This window comes from Streptococcus sp. 1643 (genome assembly GCF_006228325.1).
Classification (GTDB): domain Bacteria; phylum Bacillota; class Bacilli; order Lactobacillales; family Streptococcaceae; genus Streptococcus.
In genome coordinates this window covers 1,620,619-1,638,786 of the sequence record NZ_CP040231.1, presented here as the reverse complement: position 1 = coordinate 1,638,786, position 18,168 = coordinate 1,620,619, and the positions used below count along the sequence as shown (strand labels likewise).

The 18,168-nt window shown below is 42.4% G+C and carries 11 protein-coding genes and 1 pseudogene; 11 read left to right on the top strand and 1 reads right to left on the bottom strand.

Annotated elements, in window-relative coordinates; translation table 11 throughout:
* Nucleotides 1-77 precede the first annotated feature (77 nt).
* The 10 genes from FD735_RS08465 (at nucleotide 78) to FD735_RS08420 (ending at nucleotide 8,926) form a co-directional block, all read left to right on the top strand.
* Nucleotides 78-539 (top strand): MarR family winged helix-turn-helix transcriptional regulator, encoded by a 462-nt coding sequence (locus FD735_RS08465; RefSeq protein ID WP_042769107.1) that lies wholly within the window; start codon nucleotides 78-80, stop codon nucleotides 537-539.
* Entirely contained in the window at nucleotides 523-2,292 is a 1,770-nt protein-coding gene (locus tag FD735_RS08460) for an ABC transporter ATP-binding protein (protein ID WP_139658962.1), read from the top strand. Before FD735_RS08465 ends, FD735_RS08460 begins: the two co-directional genes overlap by 17 nt.
* Nucleotides 2,282-4,042 carry an ABC transporter ATP-binding protein gene (locus FD735_RS08455; protein ID WP_139658961.1) on the top strand — a complete coding sequence of 587 codons (1,761 nt, stop codon included), beginning with the start codon at nucleotides 2,282-2,284 and terminating at the stop codon, nucleotides 4,040-4,042. The genes FD735_RS08460 and FD735_RS08455 overlap by 11 nt, the downstream gene beginning before the upstream one ends.
* A 97-nt stretch (nucleotides 4,043-4,139) precedes the next feature.
* Nucleotides 4,140-4,643, top strand: coding sequence for a phosphatase PAP2 family protein (locus FD735_RS08450; protein WP_000800936.1), 504 nt, complete (start codon nucleotides 4,140-4,142; stop codon nucleotides 4,641-4,643).
* Nucleotides 4,644-4,756: 113 nt separating this feature from the next.
* Entirely contained in the window at nucleotides 4,757-5,203 is a 447-nt protein-coding gene (locus FD735_RS08445; RefSeq protein WP_000776591.1) for a LytTR family DNA-binding domain-containing protein, read from the top strand.
* 5 nt (nucleotides 5,204-5,208) lie between these two features.
* Nucleotides 5,209-5,883: a hypothetical protein gene (locus FD735_RS08440; protein WP_000725755.1), complete on the top strand. Its 675-nt coding sequence runs from the start codon at nucleotides 5,209-5,211 to the stop codon at nucleotides 5,881-5,883.
* Nucleotides 5,884-5,987: 104 nt separating this feature from the next.
* Nucleotides 5,988-6,176, top strand: coding sequence for a 50S ribosomal protein L28 (rpmB, locus tag FD735_RS08435; RefSeq protein WP_001140948.1), 189 nt, complete (start codon nucleotides 5,988-5,990; stop codon nucleotides 6,174-6,176).
* Nucleotides 6,177-6,328: 152 nt separating this feature from the next.
* Nucleotides 6,329-6,694, top strand: a complete 366-nt coding sequence (locus FD735_RS08430) for an Asp23/Gls24 family envelope stress response protein (RefSeq protein WP_000216434.1) — start codon at nucleotides 6,329-6,331, stop codon at nucleotides 6,692-6,694.
* Nucleotides 6,695-6,696: 2 nt separating this feature from the next.
* On the top strand, nucleotides 6,697-8,364 hold the full coding sequence (locus FD735_RS08425; RefSeq protein WP_139658960.1) for a DAK2 domain-containing protein: 1,668 nt from the start codon (nucleotides 6,697-6,699) through the stop codon (nucleotides 8,362-8,364).
* A 10-nt stretch (nucleotides 8,365-8,374) separates the two neighbouring features.
* Nucleotides 8,375-8,926 (top strand): SP0191 family lipoprotein, encoded by a 552-nt coding sequence (locus FD735_RS08420; protein WP_061421420.1) that lies wholly within the window; start codon nucleotides 8,375-8,377, stop codon nucleotides 8,924-8,926.
* 50 nt (nucleotides 8,927-8,976) lie between these two features.
* Here FD735_RS08420 and FD735_RS08415 read toward each other — a convergent pair.
* Nucleotides 8,977-10,307, bottom strand: a pseudogene (locus tag FD735_RS08415) (ISL3 family transposase).
* Nucleotides 10,308-10,590: 283 nt separating this feature from the next.
* On the opposite strand from FD735_RS08415, the gene FD735_RS08410 reads away from it, so the two are divergent.
* On the top strand, nucleotides 10,591-18,132 hold the full coding sequence (locus FD735_RS08410) for a YSIRK-type signal peptide-containing protein (protein WP_139658959.1): 7,542 nt from the start codon (nucleotides 10,591-10,593) through the stop codon (nucleotides 18,130-18,132).
* The last annotated feature ends 36 nt before the right edge of the window (nucleotides 18,133-18,168 follow it).

Here is an 18,168-nt window from a genome sequence, read left to right as displayed (position 1 = left end):
GAAAATGATAAAATAGTTCTCATGGAAACTTATATAGTTCTTGTGAGAACTATATTTATCGTAAGAAAGGAGCAATCATGGACAAGCCGATGTTAATGTTCAAACGTTTTGGACACCAGGTTCATCTGATGGTACAGAAAGAAGCCAAGCGATGTGGCATTGAATTTATGGGTGGACCGCAAGGGCAGGTTCTGCGTTTTTTAGATCATTGTGAACAAAAAGAGGAACTGGTCTTGATTAAGGATATCGAGCAGGAACTCAATATTACCAAATCTGTGGCGAGTAATCTAGTCAAGCGTATGGTGCAAAATGGTTTGGTTGAGTTAGAGGCCAGCCCGAGCGATAAGCGGGCAAAATTTGTTCGCCTGACGGAGAAATCGCATTCGCAGATGCAAAAAGTTAAGGAATTTTTTGATCGGATTGATCAGAGTCTGCTAGAGGGGGTTTCAAAGTCAGACTTAGCAATCTTTGAAAAGGTACTCGGGCAATTGCAAGCAAATGTAGAAAAAATAGGAGGAGAGAATGAAGAAACTCGCTAAACGTATTACAGGAAAAGAGTGGGGAATGATCGTCCTTACGATTCTGTTTACTTGTTTCTCGGTCTATCTCGAGTTAGAGGTGCCGACTTACATTTCGCAAATTACAGAATTACTGGGAACGTCTGGAACGCAGTTGGGTGAACTCTGGTCACCAGCTGCGAAGATGATTGGTTTGTCTTTATTGGCTTTCTTTTCATCTGTTATGGTTGGTTTCTTTGCCGCTCGTGTTGCAGCATCCTATACAACCCATCTACGCACTGACGTATTTCATCGTGTTTTAGATTTTTCGCAGACAGAGATCAAGCGCTTTTCAATCCCAAGTCTCTTGACTCGGACGACCAATGATATTACCCAGGTACAGATGCTCTTTACCATGGGATTACAGGTAGTGACTCGTGGGCCGATTATGGCTATCTGGGCCATTGGAAAAATCCTTGGGAAATCGGAATACTGGCTCTGGGCGGTCGTTGTGGCTGTTATTGTGAATGTCTTGATGACCACCGTTCTTATGACTCTGGCTTTTCCAAAACAATCGGTCATCCAAAAATTAACAGATAAACTCAATAGTATCACTCGTGAAAGTTTGACTGGGATTCGAGTTGTTCGCGCATACAATGCGGAAGATTACCAAGATAAGAAATTTGAAGCAGCCAACGATGAGGTAACACGTCTCAATCTCTTTGTCAATCGATTGATGGCCATTATGAACCCGATCATGATGGCGATTTCCAGTGGATTGAGTTTAGCCATTTACTGGATTGGTGCCTATATCATCAACGATGCAAGTTTGACAGAACGTCTGCCACTCTTTAGTGATATGGTAGTCTTCATGTCCTATGCTATGCAGGTCGTAATGGGATTTCTTCTCATGGGAGCACTCTTTATTGTTCTTCCTCGTACCTTGGTTTCGGCAGGACGTATCAATCAAGTATTGGATCTGCATTCTTCTATTGAAAATCCTAGTCATGCACAGACAGCGGATCCTTCAGTTCAAGGACAAGTGGAATTCCGTGATGTGACTTTCCGCTACTCTAAAAACTCAGAAGCAGTCGTGGAACATGTCACTTTCAAGGCAGAAGCGGGTCAAACCGTAGCCTTCATCGGATCGACTGGATCAGGAAAGTCCACCCTAGTCAACCTCTTGCCTCGTTTTTACGACGTTTCAGATGGACAAATCCTAGTGGATGGTGTCAATGTACAAGATTACAATTTGGAAGATTTGCGCAATAAGGTCGGCTATATCCCTCAAAAAGCAGTCCTCTTCTCAGGAAATGTCAAGGGGAACTTGGACTTTGGTAAGAGCAAAGAAAGTCCTCTAAGCGAAGCTGCTATGTGGCAAGCCTTGGAATTGGCCCAGTCTAAAAGCTTCATCGAGGACAAGGAAGCAGGTCTTGCATCAGAAGTAGCCCAAGGTGGAACCAACTTCTCAGGAGGTCAAAGACAGCGTTTGGCCATTGCGCGTGCCTTGGCTCGTAAACTAGAGATTCTCATCTTTGATGACTCTTTCTCAGCCTTGGACTACAAGACAGATCGTGTCCTTCGCCAAGAGCTAGCTGAGAAAACAAAATCCATGACCAAGCTCATCGTAGCGCAACGGATTTCTACCATTATGGACGCCGACCTGATCTTAGTTTTGGATCAAGGTAAAGTCGTGGGACAAGGCACCCACAAGGAACTTCTAGCTACCAACGAAGTCTACCAAGAAATTGCCTACTCACAACTATCGAAGGAGGAATTGGAACATGGAAAATAAAAAAGTTTCGGTCTGGAAACAGTGCAAACCTTATATGGCAGGCCTCCAACTCCCTCTCCTAATAGCAGTTGTGGCTGCAGTCATTTCAAGTATCATTACCGTTTATGGTCCAACTAAGATTAAAGAAATTACTAACTTGATTTCAGATGGTTTGGCTACAGAAATCGACTTGGTAGCTGTGTCAAACATTGCTAGCTTTTTAGTGATTCTCTATGTATTTGGCGCCATCCTTAACTATACACAGGCCTATATATTTTCAACGAGTATCCAACATTTTTCAAAACGCTTGCGGACGGCTATCGCTGAAAAAATCAATCGTTTGCCACTTGGCTATTTTGACCGTCATTCACAAGGAGATACCCTTTCGCGCGTGACCAATGATGTGGATACAGCAGCGCAATCTCTCAACCAAAGTCTAGGGACAGTTCTTTCAGCTAGTTTCTTGTTGATTGCTGTCTTGGTGACCATGTTTGGGATGAACTGGATTTTGGCATTGGTAACCGTTGTATCAACTCTTGTTGGTTTTGCGGCGGTTTCCGTAATCATGGCTAAGTCACAGGGTTATTTTAAAGCCCAACAAAATAATCTAGCAGCCGTCAATGGTTATGTGGAAGAGATGTACTCTGGACACAATGTAGTGACCAGCTACAACGCAGTGGACACCTCCAAAGCGAGATTTGCAGGCTTAAACCAAGACTTGCATGATAGTATCTGGAAATCTCAGTTTATCTCTGGTATCATGATGCCAGCCATGTTCTTTGTTGGGAACTTTAGTTATGTCTTAGTCATCATCGTTGGAGCTGCGCTGGCGTTAGAAGGGCATATCACAATAGGGATTATTGTAGCCTTTATGGTTTACGTACGGACCTTCTCCCAACCTCTGTCACAGATTGCCCAAGGGATTACGAGCTTGCAACAAGCGAGTGCAGCCATGACTCGTGTATTAGAATTTCTAGCTGAAGCAGAGATGCAGGATGAATCTCATAAGGAGAGACAATTGAGCGACATGAAAGGGGAAGTAGTCTTTGATCACGTGTCCTTTGGCTATACACCAGAGCGCACCATTATCCATGACTTTTCTGCGACAGCTCATGCAGGTCAGAAGGTTGCTATCGTTGGACCGACTGGGGCTGGGAAGACAACCATTGTCAATCTTTTGATGAAGTTCTATGAGATAGATAAGGGAAGTATCCGTATCGATGGTGTGGATACCAAGGACATGAAGCGCTCTGAAGTGCACGATGCCTTTTCAATGGTCTTGCAGGATACTTGGCTCTTTGAAGGAACCATTCGTGATAATCTCATCTACAACCAAACAGGGATTAGTGATGAACGAATGATTGAAGCAGCAAAAGCAGTAGGAATCCACCACTTTATCATGACCCTACCAGATGGATACGATACTATTTTAGATGATACAGTGACCTTGTCAGTCGGACAGAGACAGCTCTTAACCATTGCTCGTGCCCTTATCAAAGATGCACCACTCTTGATTTTGGATGAAGCGACATCCTCAGTCGACACACGTACAGAGGAGTTGATTCAAAAAGCCATGGACCGTTTGATGGAAGGTCGAACTTCCTTTGTCATCGCCCACCGCTTGTCAACCATCCGAAATGCAGACTTGATCTTGGTCATGAAAGATGGAAATATCATCGAACAAGGCAATCATGAAGAACTCATGGCTCAAGGTGGTTTCTATGCGGATCTCTATAATAGTCAGTTTACAGAAGACGAAGCAGAAGAATAAATCAAAAGAAGGCTTGACGGCCTTCTTTTTCTGCACTATACTAGAAGACAAACGTCTCACCTGTAGACGAAAACAAAGTAATGAATGAGAAGTATAAATGAAAAATTATCAAGAATGGTATCGAAATATCAGCTCTAGGCTCACCAGCCATCCCACCCTTCTATTTCTGTTACGCAGTTTCAATCGTTTGATGACAGTCGCCATGCCTCTGGTCTATTTGACCTTGCTAGTCACTACTTATCTGCAGCTAGGACTTGGGAAGCAAGTTGTGGTCTATTTGCTTGTCCCCGCTACAGGTTTTGTGATCTTGTCCCTTTTTCGTAAGAAAATCAATCATCCGCGTCCCTACGAAACTTGGGATATCCGTCCCCTGCTTGAAAAAGATAGTTCGGGACAGTCGATGCCTAGTCGCCATGTCTTTTCAGCAACTATCATCTCCATGGCCTGTTTCCATGCTTGGACTTTGATCGGAATGATCTTTCTTATTTGCTCAGGACTCTTAGCCTTGGTCCGAGTACTAGGTGGTGTTCATTATCCCAAGGATGTCTTGGTTGGCTATGCTTGTGGTCTCATGTGGGGGCTCCTTTTCTTCTTATTTTGACATGTAAGTTAAGCTAGTCCTACAACCACTTACTGCTTCAAAATGACCACTTGCTTTTTTGCCCTTGTATTCCTAACTTAGCTTTGATATAGTAGAGTCAGAAAGGAGATGTGATGAAGTTACGAATTGAGATTGACGGCAATTTAGAGGAGACTGAAATTGTCATCAAGACCCCCACTTTGACAGATGAAATTGCAGACTTGCAACGACTTTTGCAAGAGTCAAAGGCTCCGAGGTTGACTTTTTACAAGGGGACAGGTGAATATTATCTAGACCTGTCAGAAATTCTCTTCTTTGAAACAGAAGGGAGCAAGATCTACGCTCATAACCAGAAGGAAGCCTATGAAGTTCGTCTCAAACTTTATGAGTTGGAGTCTATCTTGCCTCGCTATTTTAGTCGAGTTTCCAAGTCAACGATCGCAAACATCCGTCAGATTTACTCAGTGGACAAGTCCTTTTCAGGAACGGGGACCATTTCCTTTTATCAGACGCACAAGGAGGTTCATGTCTCACGGCATTACCAATCCCTCCTAAAAGAAAATCTAAGAAATATGAGGTAACAGACATGAAAAAGAAAGCATTTGGTATTGTTTTATTGGTTTTAGCAGCTTGGATCTTGCTGCAAGGGAATTTTGGAATTCCTTCTTTGGATGGCAAGATATGGCCTTTACTAGGTATTGTTTTTTTTGCTTACCAATCAGTTGAAGCTTTGCTTCGTCGTCATCTAACATCAGCAGTTTTTACCGCTCTAGTAGCCTTAATGATTGCGAATCATTTTTATAACATTTTTCCTATTCCAAACCAGTCTTTGTTTTGGGCTAGTATCTTAGCAGTTCTAGGTGTCGGTTATCTTACTCACTCAAGTAAGTTCTGGAATGAAAAAAAATGGTGGTACAATGGGAAAAAAACAGTCGTCACGGATAAGGAAGTCGCTTTTGGTAGCGGGACCTTCTATAAACAGGATCAAGATCTCGTAGATGACCAAGTGGAAGTCGCTTTTGGGGATGCTAAAATCTACTATGATAATGCAGAGATGTTAGGTGATTTTGCGACTTTAAATATTGAAGTGGCTTTCGGGAATGCAACCGTCTATGTTCCACAACACTGGCGTGTCGATTTGAAAGTAGAAACATCCTTTGGTGCAGCTAAGGCAGACGCTCCTGTAGCACCAACAAACAAAACCTTGATTATCCGTGGAGAAGTCGCTTTTGGTAAACTTGGAGTTGTTTACGTTAAATAAAAAAATAGTTTAGGCCCTTGATAAATTCAAGAAAGTGTGATAACATAGTACGGTATGTGGTGCTAGCACATCCGCTATATTAGATCTAATAGGAGGAAAACACAATGGCTAAAGTATGTTACTTTACAGGTCGTAAGACTGTATCAGGAAACAACCGTTCACACGCGATGAACCAAACAAAACGTGCCGTAAAACCAAACCTTCAAAAAGTTACGGTTCTTATCGATGGTAAACCTAAAAAAGTTTGGGCTTCAGCTCGTGCTTTGAAATCAGGTAAAGTTGAACGCGTTTAATAAAAATGAAAAGACCGCTTAGGTCTTTTTCTTTTGCTCTAAGGATAAAATCATTTGAAAAATAGAGTAAATATCCGCCGATACAGCATTCTGCTTTTACACTTGGGCTGAAATATGATAAAATAGAGTATCAACTAGTTGAGGTAAAAAAAATGACTGTAAAAATTAATACAAAAGATGGTCAAATCGAACTGACAGATGAAGTGATTGCAACCGTAGTAGGTGGTGCCGCAACTGAGATTTTTGGTGTGGTCGGTATGGCTAGTAAAAATGCCCTCAAAGACAATTTCCAAGCCCTTCTTGGTAAGGAAAATTATTCTAAGGGTGTTGTTATAAAAGCAGCCGAAGATGGTAGCATTGCAGTTGATGTTTATACCGTATTGAGCTACGGAGTAAAGATAAGCGAAGTGTCAAAAAACATTCAAGAGCGTGTTCGTTTTAGTTTAGAAAATCAACTAGGAATTACTGCTCAGACTGTGAATGTCTACATTCAAAATATCAAAGTTGTAGGAGAATAATCGTGTCAAAAATTACTACCAGTTTATTCCAAGAGATGGTGCAGGCTGCATCAACTCGTTTGAATAAGCAAGCAGAATATGTCAATTCATTGAACGTCTTTCCAGTTCCAGATGGAGATACTGGGACAAACATGGGAATGACCATTGAAAATGGTGCCAAAGAAGTAGCAGACAAGCCTGCTTCTACTGTTGGAGAAGTAGCGAGCATTCTTGCTAAAGGTCTCTTGATGGGTGCGCGTGGGAACTCAGGGGTTATCACTTCTCAGCTCTTCCGTGGCTTCTCTCAGGCTATCAAGGAAAAAGATGAATTAACAGGTCAAGACTTGGCTCTTGCCTTCCAATCCGGTGTCGAAGTAGCTTATAAAGCGGTTATGAAACCAGTTGAAGGGACCATTTTGACTGTTTCTCGTGGAGCGGCTATTGGGGCTAAGAAAAAAGCCGAGGAGACAGATGATGCTGTTGAGGTCATGCGTGCAGCCTTGGAAGGCGCGAAAGCAGCTTTGGCTAAGACACCAGAAATGCTTCCAGTCCTTAAGGAAGTTGGTGTGGTAGACTCAGGTGGTCAAGGTTTGGTCTTCATCTACGAAGGATTCCTTTCAGCTCTTACTGGTGAATACAGTGCTTCTGAAGACTTTGTAGCGACTCCTGCTAACATGAGTGAAATGATCAATGCAGAGCACCACAAGTCTGTAGCAGGGCATGTGGCAACTGAGGATATTACCTTCGGTTACTGTACAGAGATCATGGTAGCCCTCAAACAAGGTCCAACTTATTCTAAGGACTTTGACTATGATGAATTCCGTAACTACTTGAATGACTTAGGCGACTCACTCCTTGTTGTCAACGATGATGAGATCGTCAAAGTTCACGTCCATACAGAAGATCCAGGTCTTGTCATGCAAGAAGGTCTCAAATATGGTAGCTTGATCAAGGTAAAAGTGGACAACATGCGTAACCAACACGAGGCGCAAGTTGAAAAAGAAGCAAGTCAAGGCAACAAGCCTGCTGAAACAAAAGAGTATGCCCTTATCGCAGTAGTAGCTGGTCAAGGTTTAGCAGATATCTTCCGTGCCCAAGGTGTGGATTATGTCATCGAAGGTGGTCAGACGATGAACCCTTCAACAGAAGACTTTATCAAGGCTGTTGAACAGGTCAATGCTCGCAACATTATCTTCTTGCCAAACAACAAAAATATCTTTATGGCAGCTCAGTCTGCGGCTGAAGTGCTTGAACAACCAGCTGTTGTGGTAGAAGCACGTACAATTCCTCAAGGATTGACCAGTCTTCTTGCCTTTGATCCAAGCAAATCAATCGAAGAAAACAAAGAACGCATGACTGCAGCCCTTGGTGATGTCATCAGCGGTAGTGTAACAACTGCCGTTCGTGATACAACTATCGATGGATTAGCAATTCATGAAAATGACAATCTTGGTATGGTAGATGGGAAAATCCTCGTGTCAAATCCTGACATGCACCAAACCTTGACTGAAACTTTGAAGCATATGTTGGACGAAGACAGTGAAATCGTGACTTTCTATGTCGGAGAAGACGGAAGCGAAGAACTTGCCAATGAAATTGCCCAAGAAATCGCAGAAGAATTTGAAGATGTTGAAGTAGAGATTCACCAAGGTCAACAACCTGTATATCCATATCTTTTCAGTGTGGAATAGGAGACTTTGAATGAAGAAAGTTTTAGGATTAGTTTTTGCATCGTTACTTGTTCTTTCTGGCTGTGGTCAAACCAATACTGCAACAACAGAGTCAAGTGGCACAGCGAGTTCGGTTGATTCATCCACAAAGTCAAGTCAGGTGAAAGAAGAAATCAAGGAAACGACCAAAGTTCTCAAAGGGAAGATGGAAGAATTTGATGTCACTATGACTTTTGTTTACACGGATGTTGTAAAACAATTCAAGATGGATATGTTGGGAGAATTTGGAGAGGAAATTCCTGCAGAAATTACTCCGGAAGAATTTCAAGAAGTCTTTCGCGAAGCAGTGGAAAGCTCTCCAGAGTATATTGAAATCAAGGACGAGCCAGGTGTTAAAGTTGAATATTTTATCACCGATAATAAAAAGATGAGAATAGTTATTGATCTTGACCTTGAGAAAGCAGATATGGATAGAATTAAAAAGACTTATTTCTTTGAATCACTTAAGGATAGTGTAGAAGACTTTAAGAAACCAAATACTCTGATTGCTGGTTTAAAGTTACAAGGATTTAGAGAAGAATAAACGAAAGAGGCTGGGACAATAGTCCCTTATCTCCAAAAAAATGTTCTTTGTCAACTGTAGTGGGTTGAAGAAAAGCTAGATCTAGAAAGGATGAAATTCGTCCTTTCTTTTTTGATGTTGAGAGCGATAAAAATCCGTTTTTTGAAGTTTTCAAAGTTCCGAAACCCAAAGGCATTTCGCTTGATAAGTTTGATGAGATTATTGGTCGCTTCTAATTTGGCGTTGGAATAAGGCAATTGAAGGGCGTTGACAATTTTCTCTTTATCCTTGAGAAAGGTTTTAAAGACAGTCTGAAAAAGAGGATGAACCAGCTTAAGATTGTCCTCAATGAGTCCGAAAAATTTGTCAGGCTCTTTATTCTGGAAGTGAAAAAGCAGGAGCTGATAGACATTGTATTGGTGTTTCAAGTCTTCTGAATAGTTCAAAAGCTTGTCTAGAATCTCTTTATTTGTTAAGTGCATACGAAAAGTAGGGCGATAAAATCGCTTATCGCTGAGTTTACGACTATCCTGTTGGATGAGTTTCCAGTATCGCTTGATAGCCTTATATTCATGAGACTTTCGATGAAACTGATTCATTATTTGGATACGGACACGACTCATAGCACGGCTAAGATGTTGCACAATGTGAAAGCGATCTAGAACGATTTTAGCACATGGGAGTGAAACAGTCTGGGAGACTGTTTCAGCCTGAGCCTAGAAATTTGAAAGCGAAGCTGTTTAGCTAAATCATAGTAGGGACTAAACATATCCATCGTAATGATTTTCACCTGACAACGAACAGCTCTATTGTAGCGAAGAAAGTGATTTCGGATGACAGCTTGTGTCCTGCCTTCAAGAACAGTGATGATATTAAGCTTGTCAAAATCTTGCGCAATGAAACTCATCTTTCCCTTAGTGAAGGCATACTCATCCCAGGACATAATCTCAGGAAGTCGGCTAAAATCATTCTTAAAGTGAAAGTTATTAAGTTTACGTATGACAGTTGACGTTGAAATGGACAGTTGATGGGCAATATCGGTCATAGAAGTCTTTTCAATCAGCTTCTGAGCAATCTTTTGGTTGATGATACGAGGTATTTGGTGATTCTTCTTGACGAGGGAAGTCTCAGCGACCGCCATTTTTGACCATTGATAGCACTTGAATCGACGTTTTTCCAGAAGAATTCTAGTAGGCATACCAGTCGTTTCAAGGTAAGGGATTTTAGACGGTTTTTGAAAATCATATTTCTTCATTTGGCTTCCGCAATCAGGGCAATCTGGCACATCGTAGTCCAGTTTAGCGATGATTTCCTTGTGTATATCCATATTGATGATATCTACAATCTTGATGTTAGGGTCTTTAATATCGAGTAGTTTTGTGATAAAATGTAATTGTTCCATATGATTCTTTCTAATGATGGTTTGGTTGCTTTTCATTATAGATCTTATGGGACTTTTTTCTACAACAAAATAGGCTCCATGATATCCATAGGGGATTTACCCACTACAAATATTATAGAGCCGAAAACAACAGAAGGAAGCTGGTTTTACAGCTTCCTTTTTCTATGCAAACGGAGTTATAAAGAAATTTATGTAGAAATGAACATTCTATTGGAAATTCTATTTACTATAAGTTATAATGATAAAGCTGTTATATTAGATTAAGTATGAATATAAAGGAGAAATGATGAAGAAAAAAATTTTTAATCAATCTTTTTCCCGCTTTTCAATTAGAAAGTTAAGTGTTGGGACTTGCTCGGTATTGTTAGGAACCTTTATGGTGATGGCTACTTCTCCAGTGCAAGCGGATGAAGCTCAAGTCAACAATAAGGAACAACAAACGCAGGCGGAAATTCAACAGAAGGAAAAAAGTGCTGAGAATGGACAGGAAGTCATTTCTGAGCCTCAAAAAGTGGTAACACAGAACGAAGCGGTTAAGGAGCTGGAGAATAAAACTGAACCGCCCAAAACAGAAGTATCTGCACCAGTCGCTCAGAGCCAACCAGTTTCTCAAGTTGACAATACGAAGGAAGCGAGTCAGCCTTCTTTAGATGAGGAGAAAAAGCAATCTCTAGAATCAACTCCAACTGAGCAGAAAAGCAAGGAAGAAAGTGGCTCTAGCGGGAAAACTTCTTCTAGGCGCAAGAGATCGCTAGATGAAGTCAATGCAGAATTTAAAACTCATTCGCCAATCAAGGATATCCATGCGGTAGATAGTGTCCGTGAATCCTTGACCTTTAGTATTACTGGACACGAAGCAGACTATTCTGGTGGGTATATTAAAATTCATTTCCAAAATGGGAAGGCTATTAAGTTGACCCCTTCTCCAGTTGGTGGTGTAAAGTTCAGCCAAGAAAAAACGAATGGGGACCTTGATTTAAAGATAGAACCTGCGAATCTGAGAGGTGGAGCAAACTATAACTTCGTCTATACTTTTCAGATAGATCCTCTGACGCATAACTGGGGAGGTGCTGTCCAAGCCATTGGGCCAGATCATAAGGTGACCGCAACTGCTAAGCTCTATGACAAAAATGGCAATGTCCTCAAAGAACTTGGAAGTATTGAACACACGTGGAAAGTCTTAGAAAACGGTGTAGGGGGTCTGACACCAATGTCTAACAATCAGGTCATTGGCTACGATCGAAATAACGATGGTATTGTCGATGATGATTCATCGGTCGTGTCCTTCTATCTATTTAACGGTGCGAAAGATCTTAAGAATAATACGGCTCGCAATGATTACTTCAACTATGGAAATGGTGTTTTTGATGGTCGTATGATCAATGGTATGGGGATTAGTGATGTCGGGGGGCATATCATTGATCCTGTCACTTCTTATACCTATAATATAGAGTTAAAAGAAGGTTATGAGTTGACAGATGAAGCCAAAGCTTTGGGATGGACTGCCGATGCAACGGGTTACCATCTGACCATTAACAGAGCTAACAATCCGCTTCAAGATATTAATAACAATAAAAATAAGCTTATTCCAATTTCTTTCAAGTTAAAGAATGCCAAAGTAGCAGATATCAATGGAAAAGCGCAAAAGCTAACTGTGACGGGTATCTATACAAAAGCAGATGGGACTAGTTATCAAAATACGGCTGTTCTTCCCTATGCTCTTTTTGTTCAAAAAACAGATCAGCCAGAGTCTTCTCTCTTTGAATATAGACACTATAATCAGTCTGACTCGGAGATGATTCGTTCTTATGGTGAAACAGAATACCGTTCTAATGTTCGACTTTCATCAGTCGCAGAGGTTGAAAAAGATTATCCTATCAATGACTACACGGTCACCCATAAGATACAGGATTCACGAGAGTCTTATCGGGAAGTCAATGCGATTGAGGAGCGTTATTGGAATGAATTTTTCTCTTCACCGGATGCATCCGTAGAAGTATACAATAAAGCTACAGGTGAGTTATTAGGGACTTTTAATAGTAACACCCGTAGTCTACGATTGACGGAAGAGCAAGATGTGAAGGAACTGGAGTACAAGTTTAAAAATATCAAGATGAGGAAGTCCTCAACCAATGATACTTCGGCATTTTTTTTCCAGACAAAAACACGTTTTAATAATTGGGAAAGTCTCTATAAAGATTCGACGATTAGTAAGTTGGATTCTAGAACGGATTTCACTTTTAAGAATACTGGAAACACTGTTTCCTTCTCTCAAACGGCCTCAGCCGAATTGACGCGTGTTGTCCAGCAAATTTCAATGATTGGGCGAGCCCGAACAGATGTTTTCAATCGACATACAGATGCTTCTGGTTTTAAGCAAGATTTTATCACAAGGACTGCGGGTAAAGACACCCCTACTCAGAACTTCGCAAACTTGACAGGAGTTTACCATCTGGCTTATTTGGCTGACCCACAATTAAACTTTAGTGGAAACCCTAATTTTAAGGTTTATTATAATTACAAAGATACTGGGAAAACTCTCTACTATGCCCAAGTAAAGGGGACTCCAGACTCCCCTATGCCTGCAACACTTTTGAAGTTAGAAAACAAGACGATTCCAAATGGGACCTACACCTATAAAGCGATTGCTTTTTGGGACGAGGAACTTCCTGACGTTCAAGCTCAGAATGGTTATGACTTGGGGGAGCTAGATGGGATTACAGTTACCTCGAAAAATTCGGTTTCTTATGACTTCGATGTGATCGTACAGGCTTCTGAAGCGAGTGGTGTCTACTCTGAAGTGAAGAGAGCTGCAGATCAACACTTTGCCTACAATACCCAAGAGCACTATCCTGGCGATGAGATTGATTTCAGAGTGACCTATAAAAACGCAGCGAAACAGGCGGTTTCAGATGTCTATGTTTTATCATCCCTGCCGATGAAAGGTGATAAACAGCTAGAATCCAGAAATCGTGGCTCTGAATTTACAATGAGTTTGACAAAAGCTCTAACACCACCTTCAGGCTGGGAAGTTCAATATAGTCGTACTGCGGGCACTGCTGCAGAAATTAATGCTTCACAATGGCTCATAGCAGACCAAGTGTCGGATTGGTCAGAGATTCGTGCAGTTCGCTGGCATTCGACTGCTCCGGTTGCTGCTGGAAGTAGGGTTCAGTTTCCTATCGATGGAGCAGTTATCGGGCAAGATACTGCCCCAGGTGCTATGGCTTATCTTTCTTCGGCACTGGCAAATGGCAGTTCCAAGTACACTGAGTCCAATAATGTTTCAATCCAAATGTCTACCAAACTGTCATCTGCAAGTTTTACCTTTGTGGATGTAAACAATCCATCTAAGGAAGTACAACTAGGACAGGTAGACACAGTTGTAGGAAAACCTAATGGACCAATTTCTTATGATCCTGCTGATCGAATTAAGGAATTGGAAGATGCAGGATATGAACTGATCAGTAACGATTTTACAGATCATACCTTTGGTGACTCGGCTAGTCCAAAACAATTCAAGTTTCAGTTTAGACACAAGATTACAGAACTAACCGAAACTGTTCGTGGAACTCGCGAGGTTGATTTTGAATATCTCAAAAAAACAAACCATTCTGATTTATCACTCCTCCCTCCAAAACATGTTGAGACTCATTCGTTTACTCGAACCAAGAGAATTGATCAGGTTTTGGCGAAACGGCAACCAAATGATGCGACAGCAGGTGTGACAAACTCAGCCTGGTCTGCAGACCAAACTTGGTCTCAAGTGATTTCTCCTGAAATTCCTGGCTATTATCCAAGAGAGGATATTGACGCAAACACAATGTCGGGAGAAGGAGCTCTCGATGAATATTTATTGACCGCGGATGATCCTAGAGATGAAGAGTTGGAAAAAGAATTTACCTGGTATCGGGTGGTGTATTATATTCGGATTCCAGTTGTACCTTCAGCAAGTGCAGCGAAATCTAAAGGCCTTCAAGGGCAGAAGCAGGCAGCGACGATTCACTTTGATGAGGATAGAGCAAGCGAGAGTGAGGTTCACTTTACAAAAGGGACAACAACCATTAATGGAGCAAAGAAATCCGTTGAACTAGTCCAAAGTAGTGTCTTTCTTTATGATGAGAATGGACAAAAGGTAACTTCGCTAACCATTGCCGACCAAGGGACGTACGATTTAGATCTTGTAAATAAAACAATTGTCTTTACTCCACTGAAAACCTTCTATGGTCCGGCAACTCCAGTTCAAGTTGGAGTGGTGGATAAAAATGGAGAGTCGGCTGTAACGACCTATACCCCAGTTGTTGAAAGAATAACACCAACAGGTTCAGGTGATAAGACAGAAGGACTTCAAGGTCAAGTGCAAGAAGGTAAAGTGACCTTCACCCCAGGCCATGACTCAGTTCCATTCCCAGCTGATTCGACTCCACTATTTGACAATGGTACAGCTGTGAAAGAAGTGCCAAATGTTGGTAAATTCGAAGTGGACGCGGACGGTAAGGTGACCTTTACTCCTGACAAACAGTTCAAGGGTGAAACGCCAGAGCTTGAATTGACTCGTGTGGATGCCAACGGAACTCCTGTTACTGTCAAGTACCAAGCGGTGGTGAAAGAAGTAGTTCCAACCAGCACTAACGCAACCAGCACAGGTCCTCAGGGTGTTCCACAAACAGGAACTCCAAGCTTCCAAGGTGGCGACCCATTGGTTCCAATTGATGAAACAGTCGAGCCAACCTTCGAAGATGGAAGCAAAGAGAAGTCTATTCCAGGTCAAGGAACTTACACAATTGCGCCAGATGGGACAGTAACATTTATCCCAGACAAACAGTTTGTCGGCAAACCAGATCCAGTAACAGTCAAACGCGTAGATAAGAATGGCACCCCAGTGACTGCGACTTACAGCCCAGAGTTTACTAAGGTGACTCCAACTGGAACCGGTGCAACGAGCACAGGTCCTCAAGGACTTCCACAAACAGGCACTCCAAGCTTCCAAGGTGGTGACCCACTTGTTCCAATCGATGAAACAGTCGAGCCAACCTTCGAAGATGGCAGCAAAGAGAAATCTATTCCAGGTCAAGGAACTTACACGATTGCGCCAGACGGAACTGTAACTTTCACTCCAGACAAACAGTTTGTTGGAAATCCAGCTCCAGTCACAGTCAAACGCGTAGATAAGAATGGCACCCCAGTTACTGCGACTTACAGTCCAGAGTTTACGAAAGTAACCCCAACTGGAACCGGTGCAACCAGCACAGGCCCTCAGGGTGTTCCACAAACAGGCACTCCAAGCTTCCAAGGTGGTGATCCACTGGTTCCAATCGATGAAACAGTTGAGCCAGCCTTCGAAGATGGCAGCAAAGAGAAATCTATTCCAGGTCAAGGAACTTACACGATTGCGCCAGACGGAACTGTAACTTTCACTCCAGATAAGCAGTTTGTTGGGAACCCAGCTCCAGTCACAGTCAAACGCGTAGATAAGAATGGTACCCCAGTTACTGCGACTTACAGCCCAGAGTTTACTAAGGTGACTCCTACAGGAACCGGTGCAACCAGCACAGGTCCTCAAGGACTTCCACAAACTGGTACTCCAAGCTTCCAAGGCGGTGATTCACTGGTTCCAATTGATGAAACAGTAGAGCCAACCTTCGAAGATGGAAGCAAAGAGAAATCTATTCCAGGTCAAGGAACTTACACGATTGCGCCAGACGGAACTGTAACTTTCACTCCAGACAAACAGTTTGTTGGAAATCCAGCTCCAGTCACAGTCAAACGCGTAGATAAGAATGGCACCCCAGTTACTGCGACTTACAGTCCAGAGTTTACGAAAGTAACGCCAACTGGTTCAGGTGATAATACAGAAGGTTTGCAAGGTCAGGTACAAGAAGGTAAAGTGACCTTCACGCCAGGCCATGACTCAGTTCCATTCCCAGCTGATTCAACTCCACTATTTGACAATGGTACAACTGTGAAAGAAGTGCCAAATGTTGGTAAGTTCGAAGTGGACGCAGACGGTAAGGTGACCTTTACTCCCGATAAACAGTTCAAGGGTGAAACACCAGAGCTTGAATTGACTCGAGTGGATGCCAACGGAACTCCTGTTACTGTCAAGTACCAAGCGGTGGTGAAAGAAGTAGTTCCAACCAGCACTAACGCAACCAGCACAGGTATCCAAGGTCAACCGCAAAAGGGTACCCCAACCTTCACAGAAGGCAATCCATTGGTTCCAATTGATGATACGAAACCAATGACTTTCGAAGATGGTCAGTCAACAAAAACAGTTCCAGGTGTAGGTGAATACAGTATCAATCTAGATGGATCTATTACCTTTACGCCGGATAAGAAGTACGTTGGAACTCCAAATCCAGTAACAGTTAGACGGGTAGATAAGAATGGAACTCCAGTCACTGCGACTTATACCCCAACAGTGACTAAAGTGACACCTACAGGGACTAACGCAACAAGCACAGGCCCTCAAGGTGTTCCACAAACAGGCACTCCAAGCTTCCAAGGTGGTGATCCACTGGTTCCAATTGATGAAACAGTAGAGCCAACCTTCGCAGATGGAAGCAAAGAGAAATCTATTCCAGGCCAAGGAACCTACACGATTGCGCCAGATGGTACAGTGACCTTCACTCCAGATAAGCAGTTTGTAGGCAACCCAGATCCAGTCACAGTCAAGCGCGTAGATAAGAATGGCACCCCGGTGACTGCGACCTACAGTCCAGAGTTTACGAAAGTAACGCCAACTGGTAAAGATACTTCTTCAGTTAACATTAAGGGTCTTGTTCAAACAGGTACCCCAACATTTGAAGGTGGTGATCCGCTTGTTCCAATCGATGAAACTGTGGCAGCAACATTTGAAGATGGATCAACTGAAAAAGTGATTCCAGGTGAAGGGACTTATGCAATCTCACCAGATGGCACAGTGACCTTCACTCCAGAAGCTAATTTTGTAGGAAAAGGAACCGGTGTAACGATTGTCCGCAAGGATAAGAACGGTACTCCAGTTACTGCAAGCTATCGCCCAACAGTTGTAGGTCCATCTACTGGTCATGATACGGTTTCTACAGGAGCAAAAGGCCAACCACAAGTGGCAACACCAGTGTTTGAAGGACATATCGATTCGACTGTACCACCAACATTTGAGGATGGTAGCACGACTATGGTTGTTCCGGGTGAAGGAAGCTATACAATTGATAAAGATGGTAAGATTACCTTTACTCCAGAACCAGACTTTGTTGGTACAGCTAAAGGATTGGTTGTGAAACGTTTGGATGTGTATGGAAATGTAGTTACTGCTCACTACACACCAACTGTCCTTGGACAAACACAAGTGAGTGATGCGACATCAGAAGGTCTTAAAGGTCAAACTCAGACTGGTAAACCAAACTTTACAGGTGATGTCGATCTGACAGTTCCGCCAACCTTTGAAGATGGATCAACTGAAAAAGTGATTCCAGGTGAAGGAACTTACGTAATCTCACCAGATGGCACCGTCACCTTTACCCCTGAGGCAGACTTTGTAGGACAAGCCAAAGGTGTGAAAGTGATCCGTAAAGACCGTAATGGAAATATCATTTCAGGATTCTATACTCCAACAGTAGTAGAACTTCCAGAGCAAGTGAAGCCGTCTGATAAAAAAGAACTTTCAGTACCTGATTCGAAACCAGATCAATTGACGCAAAACATCTCTGTAGAAAAAAATCAACTTCCAAATACAGGAAGTCAAGAAGATGGTTTGAAAAATCTAGGAATTCTGACAGCCCTAGCAGGTGCCATGACACTTGGATTGCTAGGTAAAAAGAAACGAAACGATGAATCAGACTAATCATTTTTAAGAACCGAGAAATCGGTTCTTTTTTAT